A 16852-nucleotide genomic window follows, 5' to 3' on the forward strand; every position below is an offset into this window, starting at 1 on the left:
TCTTATTAAACCTTAAAATGCTTGTCCGTCTATTTACCCAATCGTCCAATAATGACATGAGACTATATGACCTAAGACGCAAGACTACCGATATTTCTCATGAACGAACCACCTTTTAAAATATTTCGTCCTAAGTCCGAAGTCGGGATTAGGCGTCTAAGTAGGTAAACGTCAAATTCAAATGCTAATGACAGCCCGCAAACGACTTCAAAAATAGGGATTAGATTGTTGCCATGATAATGTGCTGTGAATTCGGCATAAAAAAAGCCCTGGCATTTGCCAGGGCTTTTCTAATGATATGGAGTGAAACTTACTCTTTAACCAAGTTGATTTCAACCCTTCTGTTCTCTGCTCTACCGGCTCTAGTGTTGTTAGTGGCGATAGGCTTATCCTCACCGTAACCGATGGCGGACAATCTGAACTCTTGGATACCTTTGTCAACTAAGAACTCTTTTACGGAAAGTGCTCTAGACTCAGATAGACTCTTGTTCAATTTTTCGCTACCCACGCTATCCGTATGACCTTCGACGGTGAACTTAGCATTAGGATACTCGTTCAGGATTTGGATAATGTCGACCATTACTGAAGTTGATTCAGCTTTAATCGATGATTTACCAGTGTCGAAGTTGATGGTACGAGCATACTCGTTCAATTGCTTCTGAACTTCTTCGGTAACTTCTGGGCAACCGTCGTTCGCTACGGTACCGGGAGTGTCAACACACTTGTCATCTTTATCCAAGACGCCGTCACCATCTGTATCGGGCCATGGGCATCCGTTGTTCTCGGCAGGACCTGCTTCGTTCGGGCACTCATCGTCTCCATCGGCAACTCCGTCACCGTCAGCATCAGGACATCCATCAAGCGCAGCTATACCAGCTTCGTTCGGACACTTATCGTCTTTATCGGCAATGCCGTCGCCATCAGAGTCTGGGCAACCGTTCATTTCTTTAGAACCGGCTTCATTCGGACATTCATCGTCTTTGTCCGGAATACCGTCGCCGTCAGAATCTGGGCAACCTTGGAATTCCTCTAAGCCAGCAACTTCTGGACAAGCATCGTCCTTATCGTAGATGCCGTCACCGTCCGTATCGGTGCCGCCGAATTTAACCGCGATTCCAGCCATATGCTGAAAATGCTTGCGTCCGTAATCCTCGAACGCGTGCTTGTAGCTAGTTTGTACGGTAAGACCGATATTGTCGGTAAACCAAAAATTGATACCAAGACCACCATTTACGGTACCGGCACCAATTTCGTCAACCCAAGTATAACCACCACCGATCTCAACGAATGGATCGAGGATAAATTCGGGTGCAAAAGCATATTTTATTGTTCCATCTAAAGCATAGTGGGAAAGATCGTCCACGCCAACATCGCCCAATTTGTCGATCTTATTCAACGAACCTCTAACACCAACGGACAAATTGTTGCCTACGGAGCGGGATACACCAATGTAAGAAATGGAAGGAAGAATGTTCCAGTGGTCGCTCGCGTTGAAGAACTCATTACCAAAAGAGCTGGTCTGAGTAGGGAAGTTGTCGTCGCTCGTCGGATAGACGTCAATGGCGTTCACCCCAAAACTAACCTGCCACGGGTTATTTTCGTCTTGCGCTTGCATGCTGCCAACGCCTACGAATAGCAGGGCGACAACCAATAATTTGCTAAGATGTTTCATGTTCAAATTTTTAAGTTTAAGTGTTTATTAGCTGCAAATGTAAGTTGTTAAACATTATTAACAAAATCAATCAATAAATTTTTTTAACGCCTTTTATGGAAAAAATGATGCATTTAAACGATTTTCATTGCTTTTCCCACTTCAATAAACGCCTCAATGGCTTTGTCTAGATGGGTCACTTCATGGGCGGCGGAGAGTTGTACGCGTATGCGCGCCATATCTTTCGGTACCACGGGATAGAAGAAACCGATTACATAGATTCCTTTCTCGAGCAGTCTGCTCGCCATTTCTTGGGCCAATTTGGCGTCGTAAAGCATTACGGGTACAATTGCGGATTCGCCATCTATGATATCGAAGCCGGCATCTTTAAGTCCTTTTTTAAAGTAGTCCGTGTTATCGTGAAGCTTATCGCGCAATGAGCTGTCCTTTTCCACCAATTCAAACGCCTTGAGGGAGCCGCCCACAATAGCGGGAGCAAGGGAATTCGAAAAAAGATACGGGCGTGAGCGCTGGCGCAATATTTCAATAATCTCTCTCTTGCCGGTAGTATAACCTCCCATGGCCCCTCCCATGGCCTTTCCTAGGGTGCCAGTAATAATGTCGACCCGGTCCATTACCCCTTTCTCTTCATGGGTGCCACGTCCGCGAGCTCCGATAAAGCCCGTGGCATGACAATCGTCTATCATGACCAGGGCATCGTATTTCTCGGCAAGGTCGCAGATTTCGTCCAAGGGAGCCACCAGGCCGTCCATGGAGAAAACCCCGTCCGTCACGATAATCTTGAACCGCGCATTGTCCGCATTGGCCTGTTTGAGTTGTTTTTCGAGATCTGCCATGTCACTGTTGGCGTACCGAAACCGCATGGCCTTGCACAGACGAACCCCATCAATAATGGAGGCATGGTTCAGCGAATCGGAGATAATGGCGTCTTCTTTGGTCAGAATAGGCTCGAACAATCCGCCGTTGGCGTCGAATGCCGCTGCGTACAATATGGTATCGTCCGTGCCATAAAATTCAGCGATTTTCTTTTCCAGTTCCTTATGAATGTCCTGCGTACCACAAATAAACCGTACCGATGACATGCCAAAACCGTGGGAGTCCAACGTATCCTTTGCCGCTTGAATGACTTCGGGATGAGACGATAGGCCCAAATAATTGTTAGCACAAAAATTGATGACTTCCTCGCCGGTCGAGATTTGAATGACGGCGTCTTGGGCAGACGTAATAATACGTTCTTTTTTGTAGAGACCGTCTTCTTTGATCTGGTCCAATTCGTTTTGTAGATGTTCTTTGATTTTTCCGTACATAACTTGCAAAATAGTTAATCCTAGTTGATTAATAGGTTGTTTAGAAATCGAATTTTGATGCTAAAAGAAAATACTTTAAAATAGGATATGACTTTTAGGGCGGTCTTATGACATCCCGATTTCGCGATGCTGCCTTGCTTCGTCAAAAGCCTATTGGTCTTCCCATCCCATGGTCCGTTCCACGGCTTTTTTCCACTTCGTGTAGAGCCGCTTGCGTTTTACCCGGTCAAAAGTAGGCTTGAAAATTCGATCCATAGGACGGTTTTGATCTACGTCCTCCTGTTTCCATAATCCAATTTGAATGCCGGCCAAAAATGCCGCGCCCATTGCGGTCGATTCTATGACCTCCGGTCTGTGAACTTCGGAATCGAGAATGTCGGCTTGGAATTGCATGAGATAGTTATTGGCGCAGGCCCCACCATCGACCCGAAGGTTTTTGAGTTGAATGCCCGAATCGTTTTCCATGGCTTTCAATATATCCCTAGTCTGATAGGCGAGCGATTCGAGTGTGGCCTTGACCAAATGCGCCTTTCCGGTATCGCGGGTAAGGCCGAAGATGGCACCGCGGGCATACATATCCCAATGGGGAGCGCCCAGGCCGGCAAAAGCTGGCACTACGTACACCGGATTCTCGTCTTTTACGGAATCCGCAAGGGCCTCGGTATCCTTGGCGTTCTCGATCAGTTCCAATCCGTCCCTCAACCACTGAATCGCGGCCCCGGCGATAAAAATACTGCCTTCGAGGGCGTAATACACCTTCCCGTCAAGGCCGTAAGCGATGGTGGTCAGCAATCCGTTTTTTGAGAATTGGGGGTCGGTACCGGTGTTCATCAACATAAAGCATCCGGTGCCGTAGGTGTTTTTGGCCGTTCCCTTTTTAAAGCAGGCCTGCCCGAACAAGGCGGCCTGTTGATCCCCGGCGATTCCGGCGATCGGAATTTTAGTGCCTTCCAAATCATAATCCCCAAAATGATAGGCGGAAGGTTTTACCTCGGGCAGCATCGATTTGGGAATTCCTAGGACCTTCAACATTTTATCGTCCCATCGTAGGTTGACAATGTCATAGACCATGGTTCGCGAGGCATTGGTATAGTCCGTAACATGGTTCTTTTTCCCCGTCATGTTCCAAACGAGCCAAGTATCGATGGTGCCCATCAATAGCTCGCCGTTTTCGGCTTTTTTCCTGGCACCATCAACATTATCCAGAATCCACTTGACCTTGGTCCCCGCAAAATAAGAGTCGATGACCAGCCCGGTTGTTGTTTGAACATGTTCCGTCAATCCACTATTCTTGAGATGTTCGCAGATATCGGCGGTGCGTATATCCTGCCAAACGATCGCATTATAGATCGGCTCCCCGGTTTGTTTGTCCCAGACTACGGTCGTCTCCCGCTGGTTGGTGATTCCGATGGCCTTGATGTCCTCCGGGTTTATATTCTCCTTTTTGATCAGCTCGTCGAATACGCCCAATTGGGACTCCAATATTTCCATCGGGTCGTGCTCTACCCATCCCGATTTCGGAAATAGCTGTTTGAACTCCTTTTGCACCATGCCCTTGATTTTTCCGTTTTCGTCGACCAAAAGGGCGCGGGAGCTGGTGGTTCCTTGGTCTAGGGAGATGATATAGTTCATTTTGAAATGGGATTTTAGATGAGATTTGTTTTATTGAGAGTTAAGAGTCAAGCTCACTTTCCGGCCCGTTGGCTTGGATCGTGGACAATGAATCAAGACTCAAGGCGTGCTAGAATCAACAGCATTGTTTAAAAAGCATGTCTTTGGGCCCTCTGATCGTACTGAACGGTCGTTAAATATAGGGTTTAATTCCCCGCATTCAAACTACTCTACGGTAATCATGATTGAAATCTCGTGACCTAGGGCGTCGACGGCGGTAACCTTATGCTCTCCTTGGGATGGAATTACCCCAATTTCATGAAAATTCCGGGTCTTTTGCAAATAAATCTTGTCGAGATACCAATAGACCTCCGTGTCGGGACGGTTATGGGCTAGTTTGAGCACCAATTCATTAATCTTGCCCTCAAAATTCCTGGGCAGGGATATACGGCTTCCATTTTGGGGATAGATGAACTCCATCACCGGCCTACCCGTGCTTCGGCAATCTTCACGAACAGGGGGAAGGGTTTTATAGGTAGGATGCACGCGTTTGTAATAATACTCCATCAAGGGCGGCAGTGTAAACCAAGATTGGGATACGGTCTCGGACAAATCGGCACAGAATGAGTTGACCCGGAATTGTCTGTTGGCATCCAACTGAACCCTATGATGGTACGGACAGGATTTCACGTAATTCTTTTTGTTCGGGATGGAAATGGTCTTAGGGGGACAGGCATCCGTCATCAGATAACCGCTTCCGGAACAGACTGTGATATCGACAAACGCGTCCAAGGGTTTTTGAAACCATCGAGACCTTGGAAGCAAACCAAAAACATCGAAAAGGATGGGGGCCGCACTGGCCACCCCAGTCATATTGGGCCGGCCCTCGCCATCGGCGTTGCCGACCCAAATACCGACTACATAGTCGGTCGTAACCCCGATGGCCCAAGCGTCCTTATTGCCGAAACTGGTACCGGTCTTCCAGGCAATAGGCCTGCTGCTATCGAAGAACCGCCACGATTCGTCGGCCTGAGGTCGATTTACCTCTTTCATGGCCTCGAAGGTCAGATAAATACTGCCGGCATCGAAAAGGGTTTTTTCGATGGATTTTTCCCCGAATTCGACCCTTTGGTCGGTTTGCAGCACGGGATCGGCAAACTCTTTTTCGAAATATTCGCTTGATGTGCGGTTAAAGTGGTTCACGGTGGATGCCAGGTTCGCGTAAGTTTTGCACAGGTCCCAAAGATTGCTTTCGGCGCCCCCAAGGATCAGTGTCAGGCCGTAATGGTCGGCGGGTCTATCGAGTCCCCGTAACCCGAAGGCGTCCAACTGATCGCGGAACTTTTCGAGGCCATATTTCTGCAGCAAACGCACAGCGGGAATGTTGAGCGAACGCGCCAGGGCATCCTTTGCGGGTACGGCACCGCTGTACTCCTCACTGTAGTTTTCAGGAGTATAGCCCGCAATCTGGGTAGGTACGTCGGGTACGAGCATGTCGGGCAACAGTTCGCCGGCATCCAACAGGGCCGCATAAAGCAGCGGTTTTAGGGTACTGCCCGTGCTTCGCGCCGATTGAATCAAATCGACATCCCTTTGATGCTCGGCAGTGGTCTGGGTGTTGCCCACGTACGACAATACCTCCCTGGACCTTACATCCAATACCAAAACGGCGGCATTGTGCACCTGATTCTGCCGAAGGTTTTGATGGTGCTTTTGTACGAGGCCGTTGATGTTGCGCTGCAGGTTTTCGTCCACCGTGCTGGTGATTCGATTTCCGCGGTGTTTCTTGGCCATAAACTGCACCAAGTGCGAGGCTGTTTTCGGAAGGGGATGGGGTTTCTGCGGAAGTTCTTCGAGCAGGGCCAGTTCATAGGTGATGATGTCGATACGATTTTGCTGCAGCAATTTTTTCAGAAGACGGTCGCGTTTGACCCGAAGTGCTGATGGGTTCTTGCCGGGATAGATCAGGCCCGGGGCGTTGGGTAACACAGCTAGTGTCGCCGCTTGCGCCCAGGAAAGCTGGTGCGGCCGGAGTCCGAAATAGCGCCAGGCGGCGACATCGAGGCCGACCACGTTTCCCCCGAACGGGGCGTGGCTGGCATAGAGCTTTAGGATGGCTTCCTTGGGTTCCCGAAGCTCCAATCGAGTGGCCAGGACCAGTTCGATCGCTTTTTCAAGATAGGTCCGTTTCTTGCCATCCCGTGAGAGCCGGATCACCTGTTGCGTGATCGTACTGCCGCCACGTAGGGTTCTGCCTGCGGCAATATTGGCGCCCATCGCTTTGACCATCGAAACGGGGTTAAAACCCGGATGTCGGTAAAAGTACGCATCCTCGAACTGCAACAGACAGCTTTTGAATTTGTACGGGACACTGTCCACTATCGGAAAACGCCACTGTTCGTCGTCGGCGATCACTGCCCCGAGCAAGCTGCCGTGCCGGCTTTCGACCACGGTCGCGGTAGGGGCGTTGAAAAGAGTGGTGGGAAGGCAGAGGTAGTAGGCGATTAGGAGGGTCGCCACTATACTTAGTGTAAAGAAATATTTTTTCGGGAAGGCCGGCATAGCTCAAATGACTGCTTTACGTGTGGAAATCATACCCCCGCTCTACCAAACATATCCGCACATTACACCATTTATACCGATCGGTCTTACCTTTGAATTGTGCAAATAGATGGTCCGTGTTGGCTTTCCAATGGGCGATGGCTTCCAGACTTTTCCAATAGCTGACGGTGATGCCGGTGTCTTCGCGTGCACTTTCTATGCCCAAATAGCCCGGTTCCTGTTGGGCCAATGTTTCCATGTGACGGACCATCTCGGCGTATCCGTGGTCGCCCTCTGCGCGGGACGAGGTAAATATTGCGGCATAATACGGTCTTTCCATTTCTATTGGAATTTGGAATTTGACGCTTGAAGTTTTATCCTATATATTCCAGTTCCAAAAAATACCCGACGATCGCTTCCTTCATAAGCACTGACTGCTCTCCTGCCTTCAAGGGTGGCAGTTCTTCCTTTATCGTATAATGCGGCCATCCTTCTTCATCGAAAAACTCGAATTCGTAGTAGCCGTAAGGCTCCAGCAAACGGCAGATGGCGATATGCATCAGATCCAGCTTGTGGTCCTTTTTAAACTTTCTATCGAACTGACCGAGCTCTTGGATTCCGACCAGATAGATGATCGCGTCCAGATCCAAAGGGTCGCCATCGGCGAATTGTTGGGAGAGCTTTTTAACCAGCGTATCCCAATTCTGTTTTAGTTGCTCGTCTCTTGACATGGCTCAAAGGTACAAATCAAATCACTATTTTTGTAAAAACTGCCGCTCGTGTCTTTTTTGGATATTATTCTAGGAATATTGCTCTTATGGGGCCTGTGGAGGGGGCTTAGAAACGGACTCTTTATCGAACTGGCCTCGATTGCCGCCCTCATCGCCGGTATCTACGGTGCCATTCATTTTTCATATTACATTGGGGACTACCTCTCCCAAAACATGGATTGGAACGAACGTTACGTTAACCTCACCGCGTTTGTAGTTACATTTATCTTAATTGTATTGGTGGTCAGTTTATTGGGTAGGCTCTTGACCAAGGTGGCCGCCTTCGCCCTGCTCGGATGGCTCAACAGGTTGGCCGGCGGTGTTTTCGGCGTAGTGAAGGTAGCGGTCATCCTCGGGGCGCTGCTCGTGTTTTTCGACAGGGTCAATACTTCGGCCGGCCTAATCCAGGACGAAAGTATGGAGCAGTCCGTGCTCTATGAACCCATCAAGCAAATCGGGGCCCTTGTGTTCGATCGCGTCTTAAAGGAGCCGCTGGTGGAGAAGGAGACGTTTATTCTTTAGGTGATCGTCCAACCTAGAAACCGTGACTATTGCGATTCGTGAAGTCCCGTTATGTCAACACGGCATTTGCCCACTCCCTTCGTGAAAATTTGTCGGGAAGCCGTTGATTGATGCTGTCTTATCCTCAAACGGTTTTTTTCGGATGTTTTATTATCTTTAATTGTATATACACTAAACGCCATCAATATGAAAATGTATCGAACACTACTAAACGCCTTACCGGTAATTGCCATTATTTGCTCAGTCAGCTGTAAGGATGCAAAACAGCAGGACCGGAACGAGCACCAGGAAGTATCCAGTGAAAATTCAAATATGGAACTAAAAAAAGACAACGAACGGCAGGCTATGCCCGAAGATGCCGCCGGAGTGGGGCCCGCCGCGCAGACCGGGGGTACTACTGGGGCATCCAACAATTTGAAGATGTCGACCGAACCGGCCCAAACCGGCTCCGGTCTCAATTTGGATGCGTTGTACGAACGTCTGGAAATGACGGAGAAGCAAATTGATAATTTTAAAAATGCGATGGGAGACGACCTCAACAGGGTACAAAATGCCAACGGTGAAATACCCGGTAATATCTATCAGGATATGGAAAGCAAGTTGCAGTCCGTTCTAGACGGGGGGCAGCTCGAAAAATATCGGGAGTGGAAGAAGGAGTGGTGAGGGGAAATGACCGGTCTTGTTGGGCTTCATTGCAGGATAAACCCGTCCTTCATCGGGTCGTTCGGGTCGATAATAAAAATGTGCGTTCCCGTGATATGCGCCGTACCCTCTATTCGGGGAATGACCGCTTTGAATGGCCCATAATCTTGCTCGGATACTACGGACCCCTTGAATACCGATCCGGTAATGCTTTCGATGGCGATGGTCTCTCCAACTTCGATTTCCTCTCTAGCCCAGTGGATGGCCATCCTTCCGGATACGCCAGACCCGGTGGGACAGCGGTCTACTTCCCCTTCGGCGAAAATACAGATGTTTCTACTATGAACGTCCGGTTCGGTGGCATCCTCGATGCGATCGGTTCCCCTGATTCGGGAGGGGTCCCCGATAAAAATCGTTCCGTATAGGAAACTGAGATCTTCCTCGAACGGATGCACAACGCCGGCATCCTGCTGCACTACGGCACGTTTGATATCCATCCCGGCAGAAATTAGGTTGCGATACGAATTTGGGGTCAAATCGAAATCAAAATGGTTCTTCCCCATATCGACATAGGCATAAAACGCTCCACCGTAGGCCAGGTCATACCTTACTTTGCCCAAACCCTCGACCTCGACCGTTCTATCGAGACCCACTGCAAAACTGGGTACACCATGAAAACGGACGCCCGTGACCTTGCCCTGGCACATATGGGCAAAAGCGGTGATCCGCCCGCAGGGGGCATTGATCTTGAGGGTGTTATCTCCTTCCCGTACATCGACCCACCCCATTTCAACGGCCAAGGTCGAAAGGGCAATAATGGCATGTCCGCACATGGTGCTATAGCCTTCGTTATGCAGAAAAATAACTCCGAAATCGCCATTTTCATCGTTGGGAGGCGTTAAGATGCAGCCGTACATATCGGCATGGCCCCGGGGCTCGAACATCAGGGCCGTACGCAAATGGTCAAAATGTTCCCGACAAAACCGACGGTATTCCAGAACGGAACCGCCCTTTAGCTCGGGAAAGCCCTCCACGATGACCCGCAGGGGCTCCCCGCCCGTATGCATATCAATGCTCTTGATCTGCAGCCAATCTTCGGGGGGATAAAGATCAATTTTTTGTCGGATACGCGCGAACACCTTAGCCATCGATGAATTTTTGGTAGTAATAAGATGCGGCCGTGAGGTCCTCAAGAGCGTGGCCGACAGATTTAAAACAGGTGATTTCCTCGGGATGTCTTCTTCCCTTGACCTTATCGGAGCAAAGCCCGAAGAGGTCTCCCTTGATATCCTCTTTCTTTAGGGCACCGGTCTTCAGTGGGATGGCAATATCGCCGCTTTCCTTAAGTCCGCCTTGAAAGGTATCGATATAGACGGATGCCTTTTGGAGCGTTTCGTCATCCGCCTCGCGCATATCCTTTTTATAGGCCCCGACCAGATCGATATGTTGTCCGATTTTGAGATGCTTCCCAAAAATCAGCGGATCGGGGGACAGGGTTGCCGACGATACGATATCGACCTCCGTGATTTTTTCCTCGATGGCCGTCACGGGCCGGCAATCGAAATCCTCTGCCTTTAGGGCATCACATACCAACTGCGCCTTTTCAAAATCACGTCCCCAAACGTATACGTTTTTAATGGGCCTGACGCTGGCGTGGGCAAGGATCAGATTGGTTGAAAGTGCGCCGGTACCGATCATCAACAGCGAAGAAGCATCCGCTCGAGACAGAAACGAAGAGGCCAGGGCCGAGGCAGCGGCTGTACGCTTTGCGGTCAGGCTTTTGGCCTGCAACATCGCCATTACCGTACCCTTTAAAGCATCCAACAAAACATAGACGGCTTGAATGGAAGGCAGGTCAAACCGACCATTTTCGGGACTTACCGTAGCGATCTTGACCCCGGCCACCTTTCCCGAGTGCCATGCCGGCATCAGCAAAAGGGTGGAATCGGCCCCCACCTCTGGGTTCGGAAAATCGTGGTGGTGCCGCATGGGTACCAAGATATCTTCCGAGGCGAATCCCTTTTTCAGGGCAGCGATCAGCTCCGGAAAGTCCGTGTTTTTATTGATAAAATCGTCGGGTATTTGAACCATATCTTCCATAACGCTCAAAAATAGGGAATTAATGAGGACGGCTGCAACCCTGATAATTGACCCTGATTTTTTGATTTACACCTTACTCCTGCACCACCTCGACCCACTGTCCATTGGTCCGCACCAAGTAATCATGGTCGTACATGGCCTCGGCCTGGATGCCGGGCAGATAATAGCTGCCCAGATAGGAAGCGTTCAACAGAATCCTAAACGTTTTGGTCTCGTTCTTTTTCATATCAAAATAAAAATAGGCCCTGTCGTCGCGGAGGTCGGTATGCGTAAGCTCATTTTGGGCGAAATCCCCGAAATCGGTGAAGCGGGTATTGACTATTTCCCAACCGCTGGGGAAGATTTCGGTGAGCGCCATATTTTCTAGGGTCTTCTCCGTGGTATTGGTCAAGGTTACCTCGGCCACGAAGTCCGTGCCCTGATTGAGCTGGGCAACGTCTAATCGAGTGCCGTCACGACCCTTGAAATCCACTTGGGCGGAAAGATTTTTTTTGAGGACCTTTTCCTCGCCTACCGGTAAGACGCCGCTGTTAACGATGTTGACGAAAAGGGTGTTGCTTTCCTGATTTTGGATTTCGATGGTATTACTTCCTTCGTTGAAGGTCAGTCCACGGTTGGCCAAGGTTTTATCGGTACGTACTTGCTCCGATTTGCCGTTCAGTGTTATCGTGGCCTTGATACCTTTCCCGCCGATCATTTTGGCGAATTTAGCCATGGCCAATAGGCTGTAGGCGGTGCTTTGGGTACTCATCCAGCGGTTGTCGGACAAGCCGTCGGCGATCGTCTCGGCAAGACTCCGCGCTTTGGACCTGTCGTTCAAAAGGATATAGGTTTCCAAGGCCATGGCCCGGTTTCTTGCGGGCGATCCGTAGGTGTACCCATTGTATTTGTAGCCGTCAAAGTTCAAGCGGGCCGTAGTTAGAATATCTTTCGCTACACTTGCTTGTCCGATCAGCGCATAGGTAGCCGCCAAGCGAAATTTCGCTTCGTCGGAGAGTCCGACTGTTTCTCGCAAACGATTCATACTCGCGATGTCGGCATTGCCTGAAAGGGCGAGGGTAAAGAGGCGATAGGCTTGGGCGAGGTCCGAGCGCGTACTTGCGGTACGCCATTGCTTGGCGGCGTTGCGTTGGTAAGCAATCCAGCTCGACCTAAACCCGACGGGCAGTACGTAGCCCTTCTTTTCCGCTTCCAACAAAAAGTGTCCCGCGTAGCTGGTGCCCCAGTCATCGGCGTTGTTTTGTCCAGGCCAGTAAGAGAAGCCGCCGGAAGCGTTCTGGTAACTGCCCAAACTTTTTACGGCACGGACGATGTTTTGTTGGATTTTCTTTTTTCGGTTACCGTCGAGGTCAAAAATGTCTTGCAGGTATAGCTGCGGGAAGGCGGCGGAGGTAATCTGCTCTACACCACCGTGCGGATAGCTGATCAGGGATTGCATCCGGCCGGTAAAATCCATCGGGGGAAGTGTCGAAAATTCAATACTGGCGGAACTGCTTCCCGCGATGCCAAAAGTTTCCAAGGCAATGGTTTGCGAGGCCTTTGGCTCTAATACCACCTCCGTAGTTTCGGAGGTTACGGGGTTCGGATTGACCACAACGATGGGGATTTCGAAGGAGGCGGTCTCGCCGTTTCCGTCGGCTTCCACCGTCACTTTTCCGTTCCCGGTGAAATCGGCTACTTCCAATTCGAAATAGGCCATTTTTTCATCGGGGCGGTCAAAAGCGACCGATTGGGAAGACTGGCCCAAAATCCGGAAAGAGGCATCTTTTTTCAACTGTAAGGTTACGTTCTTGATCTTGTTTTCCATCGCAAAGACCGTAACGGGCAGCATCACTTTCTCGCCCGGAGTCATCTTGCGCGGTAAGGAAGCCAATACCATCAGTGGCTTGCGAACCGGTGTGGTTTTTTCGGCCGACCCGTAAGCCTCCTTCTGAAGGTTGCCGGCGACGACCATGGTACGTACGGAGCCAACGTATTTCGGAATCTCAATTTGATGTGACCTGATCTCGCCTGCTTTTAGATGAAACGGTCCGATGTGCACGACCATGGGTTCGAAGCGGTTCGCCTTTTTGTTTTCGGCGCCCGCGAGTACCCCGTCGCCCCCGATGGCGAAAACCTGGTCGATTTTCCCGCCGTAGGCACCGATGACATCATCGTAAACGTCCCAAGTCTTGACGCCTAGGGCTTCATGGGCGTAGAAAGTATTCCAGGGATCGGGGGTTTTAAAGCGGGTAAGGTCCAACAAGCCTTCATCGACGATTGCCAGGCTATAGGTCATGGCTTTGTTGTTCCGCTCGCCCACTTTTACGGTAATCTTTTCCTCGGGCCGTAGGACTTCGGGCATGGCAAGAGTCGGTTGGATCCTGGTTGCGGGATCTTCCACCGCCACCGGCACCACGCCATATAATCGTATAGGATTGTCGTTTAGGGTACTGGCATGTGGCTGTAGCAACGAAATATGGATAAAAACATTAGGCGTATAGATGGCCTTCATCGGCAGCTCGAACTTCGTTTCTCCTTTTGCGGTCTCGACCCAAAGATTTTCCAACACCTCGCTCCCGTTCTCGACAGTGACCAAAGCGAGACCGCCCTCCGAACTCGGAAAAGTGACCGTGGCCGTTTCCTCTGGGGTGTAGGTTTCTTTGTCCGTTGAGAATACCAACATGGTGGCGGCCGATGGGTCACCTTCTTGCGACCGGTCCGCCCAGCCCGGCCAATCGATGTACACCGTCTGTCCGGTCGCATGGCCGCCATCAGTGTCCTCGACCCGTACCAAATACCGGCCCCACGCGGGATATTCCAGTTCGAATTGAAAGCTTCCTTTGCCATCGGCTCCGGTACCGATCGTTGTCTCAAACACCTTTTCATGGAACTGGCTATTGCTAAAGTTGGAAAGGTTGTCCGCCGAAGTATCCCACCACCAGCGCCATTTTACTTGATGAACGCTAACTTTTAGATTCTTGGCTGCTTTGGTCCGGCCTTTTCCGCCAACGGCGACTACCTCGAAAGTGTGCGGGGTATCTGTTAGGAGCATCCCCCGGGTCTCATCGCCCTTTGGCGTTTTCAGTCCGACGTAGGTGCTGTAGGGCGAATAGGGTTTGGTAAACACATCGGTACTAAAGTCGCCGCCGTTTTCATACACCTTGGTGATGAAAGCCGCTTGCAGCATGCCTGGGGCCCGACTTTTCAACTGTGGGTCAATGCTGAAATCTGCCTGGCCCCCTGCATCGATTTGCCCGTCGAAAACGACATGGTCCTCCACCGAAAAACTACGGGTCGGGTCGTCAAATTCAAAATTTGGATAGGCTTCGAATTGTGTATCCGTCGTATTGAACCGGGCTGTAATATCGGCTTTCAAGTTTTTCGCTACCGCACCATGCAGCCATTTTACTTCCATAGCGCCATTAATGGGTTTGGCCCCGTCCAAAAAATCGGCATTGAATTCTGTCTTGATCTTGAGCCGGTTGGGTTTAATGGTCTCTATTTTCAGGGTCTTGGTAAAGGATGCCCCACCCACGGATACCTTGGCCAACCAATTTCCCGTCGGGGCGTTGTCATCGGTCTTGACCTCGAATTGATAGAAATTGTCAAGCTCCACGGTCTTTATTTCCCGATGCATTACCTTGTTATAGGGGTCCATCAGCTCTAACTTGACCGGATGGTTGTCGGGAAGGGGATTGGCGGCATCGTTCAGCATAAAGGACAGAAATATGCGGTCGCCCGGTCGCCAGACGCCACGTTCGGCGAAAATATAGCCTTTCAATCCTTTTTGTAGTTGTGCCCCATCTACCCTGAACTTGCTGAGTGAAAGAGCGTTGCCATCATTGAGCTTTACATAGGTCTTTTGTCGTTTGTATTCCGCGATGGCAAAATAGGCCAATTTTTCAGCATCGTAAATTGCTGTACCGTTGGCCTCGGTAACCACCTGGCCCATCGGCTGTTGCTGATAATTGTAGAATGTGACCTTGGTGCCCGGGACCGGATTGGTTTTCAAGATATCGTTGACCGCCACAAAGTAGCTGTTGTTGAGTCCCTTTTTGACCGTAGCCCCAAGGTTGGAAGCCAGCAGGTTCGTACCGACCGTTTTGTTATAATAGTAAGAACGGGCACACGGATTCTCGCGTTCGTTCCAATTATAGTCCCCATAATATGTATCGGCATATCCGATACCGTCCCAATAGCCGTTTTCCTCGGTCTCGATATTGGTTTCTTCGGATGCGGGTTCCGCCGAGAAATTGCTGCTCTCACATGGATAGTAACTGTCGTGCGGCCCGAAATCGAACTCCACCCGATAGATCGCTCCTGGCTCGGGCGATATAAGGGACTCTAGATCAAGCGCATGGGCGGACCATTTGCCCTCGGGGTTGGAGAGATTGTTTAGAAGAGAGAGTTTTTTACGGGCTATCGGACGCGCCACTGCACGCAGGTTGCCTTGGTCGTTCAGATTGTTGTTTTGTAGGAATTGTAGGATGTTGTTCTCAAAGATTTTAAAGACCGCAACCCGGACGGACTTCAAATTAGCCGTTTCGAAATTGACCTTTAAATTGGTGGAGGACGGAAGGATGGCGCCGTTCGAAAGGAGCCGCACCTGTGGTCGTAACGCCTCGAATGCGATACGCTCGCTGAATTTTTGTTTTAGTTTATATCCATCGGTACTTTCGATGCCTTCAAAGACCTCGAGGTCGACCGTACCTTCGATATCCCTTGACGGATAGACTATCAAACTGTTGCCATCGACCGAATATTTGGGGGCATCGTCGTCTTCCAAATCCACCAAGCCTTTAAAATTCTGTTCCTTTTTGATAGGGTCTGAAAAGTTGATCCGAACGAGAGCGTTTTCCCCGGCTTCGACCCTTGCATCCAGTATGGTAAAATGGCTCTTTCCAGGAATCATGATGGTGTTTTGGCCCTTGTTGTCTAGGTCTAAGGCACCGCCGTCCCAAGCAATTTTAAGCTCGGTATCCTGTTCGTAGCGTTGGATGCTATCGATCTTGAACGAAAATTGTGTGCCTTGTTTTACCGCGGAATCAAATTTTATACCGATTGTTTTCCCATTGTGAGTGGCCGATATCAGTTGTTTGGCCTTCTTCAGGGAAAATTCGTCCGCAAACCGCAATTGTCCGGTGAGGTATTGTTTTTCCTTGGAATAGGATTGCAGGGCATCGGTGTAGATATTGAACTGCTGTTCGAGGGTCTTGACGTTGAATACGAGGGTTCTCAAATCCTTTGGAAGCTCCTCAATAAGTGCACCTAGGTTAAGGGAGATCCGGTATTCCGTATCCTGTGCAAAGCCATTTTTGGGGATAAAGGCAAGGCTGCGTCCGTCTAAAGCGATAAGTTTTCCCGCTACGTTCGGGGATACATCCAGCAGGTCGGAATCGAGTTCATCACCCTTGTTCCATCCCGTTACGGGCTCGATCAAAACAATACGCACCTCGTCTTGTGCGGAAATCATGCCATGGGTTACCTGAGTAACGTGATTTTGAAATCGGTTGAGGTTGTCGCGATGATCGGCGGGACTTTCATCCTTCGAAGTACATCCCAATAAAAGAAAGGACAGAAGCAGTAAACGAAATAGCGGTTTGGCCATCATGCGGAAATCTGTTTGTAGAGGTCAGTTGATAGTTACTCAATAATTATGTTTCACTGTCGCCAATATGTCAGGTCGAGCGCAGTCGAGACCTAAT

The 16852-nt window shown here is 49.9% G+C and carries 11 protein-coding genes; 2 read left to right on the forward strand and 9 right to left on the reverse strand.

The window, feature by feature from the left end; translation table 11 throughout:
• Positions 1-310: 310 nt before the first annotated feature.
• The 6 genes from RQM65_RS10060 to RQM65_RS10085 form a co-directional block, all read right to left on the reverse strand.
• The gene (locus tag RQM65_RS10060) at positions 311-1672 is read right to left on the reverse strand and encodes an OmpA family protein (protein WP_314014666.1); all 1362 of its coding nucleotides are present in this window, start codon (positions 1670-1672) and stop codon (positions 311-313) included.
• 113 nt (positions 1673-1785) lie between these two features.
• Positions 1786-2979 (reverse strand): glycine C-acetyltransferase, encoded by a 1194-nt coding sequence (kbl, locus tag RQM65_RS10065; protein WP_314014668.1) that lies wholly within the window; start codon positions 2977-2979, stop codon positions 1786-1788.
• 150 nt (positions 2980-3129) lie between these two features.
• Positions 3130-4611: a glycerol kinase GlpK gene (glpK, locus tag RQM65_RS10070; protein ID WP_314014670.1), complete on the reverse strand. Its 1482-nt coding sequence runs from the start codon at positions 4609-4611 to the stop codon at positions 3130-3132.
• Between the two features lie 204 nt (positions 4612-4815).
• Positions 4816-7152, reverse strand: a complete 2337-nt coding sequence (gene pbpC, locus RQM65_RS10075; RefSeq protein WP_314014671.1) for a penicillin-binding protein 1C — start codon at positions 7150-7152, stop codon at positions 4816-4818.
• A gap of 16 nt (positions 7153-7168) precedes the next feature.
• Positions 7169-7471 (reverse strand): antibiotic biosynthesis monooxygenase family protein, encoded by a 303-nt coding sequence (locus RQM65_RS10080; protein WP_314014673.1) that lies wholly within the window; start codon positions 7469-7471, stop codon positions 7169-7171.
• 34 nt (positions 7472-7505) lie between these two features.
• The gene (locus RQM65_RS10085; protein WP_314014675.1) at positions 7506-7862 is read right to left on the reverse strand and encodes a hypothetical protein; all 357 of its coding nucleotides are present in this window, start codon (positions 7860-7862) and stop codon (positions 7506-7508) included.
• Positions 7863-7910: 48 nt separating this feature from the next.
• Between RQM65_RS10085 and RQM65_RS10090 the strand changes: the two genes are divergently transcribed.
• Together RQM65_RS10090 and RQM65_RS10095 are read left to right on the forward strand one after the other, a co-directional pair.
• Positions 7911-8423: a CvpA family protein gene (locus tag RQM65_RS10090; RefSeq protein WP_314014676.1), complete on the forward strand. Its 513-nt coding sequence runs from the start codon at positions 7911-7913 to the stop codon at positions 8421-8423.
• 186 nt (positions 8424-8609) lie between these two features.
• Positions 8610-9086 (forward strand): hypothetical protein, encoded by a 477-nt coding sequence (locus tag RQM65_RS10095; RefSeq protein WP_314014678.1) that lies wholly within the window; start codon positions 8610-8612, stop codon positions 9084-9086.
• Positions 9087-9112: 26 nt separating this feature from the next.
• Here RQM65_RS10095 and RQM65_RS10100 read toward each other — a convergent pair whose 3' ends face one another.
• The 3 genes from RQM65_RS10100 to RQM65_RS10110 all read right to left on the reverse strand — a co-directional run bounded on the left by RQM65_RS10100 (position 9113) and on the right by RQM65_RS10110 (position 16758).
• Positions 9113-10213 (reverse strand): proline racemase family protein, encoded by a 1101-nt coding sequence (locus tag RQM65_RS10100; RefSeq protein WP_314014680.1) that lies wholly within the window; start codon positions 10211-10213, stop codon positions 9113-9115.
• Positions 10206-11165, reverse strand: coding sequence for a bifunctional Delta(1)-pyrroline-2-carboxylate/Delta(1)-piperideine-2-carboxylate reductase (gene lhpI, locus RQM65_RS10105; RefSeq protein ID WP_314016823.1), 960 nt, complete (start codon positions 11163-11165; stop codon positions 10206-10208). The genes RQM65_RS10100 and lhpI overlap by 8 nt, the downstream gene beginning before the upstream one ends.
• A 73-nt stretch (positions 11166-11238) precedes the next feature.
• The gene (locus tag RQM65_RS10110; protein WP_314014682.1) at positions 11239-16758 is read right to left on the reverse strand and encodes an alpha-2-macroglobulin family protein; all 5520 of its coding nucleotides are present in this window, start codon (positions 16756-16758) and stop codon (positions 11239-11241) included.
• Positions 16759-16852 lie beyond the last annotated feature (94 nt).

The organism is Pricia mediterranea, from assembly GCF_032248455.1.
Taxonomy (GTDB): domain Bacteria; phylum Bacteroidota; class Bacteroidia; order Flavobacteriales; family Flavobacteriaceae; genus Pricia; species Pricia mediterranea.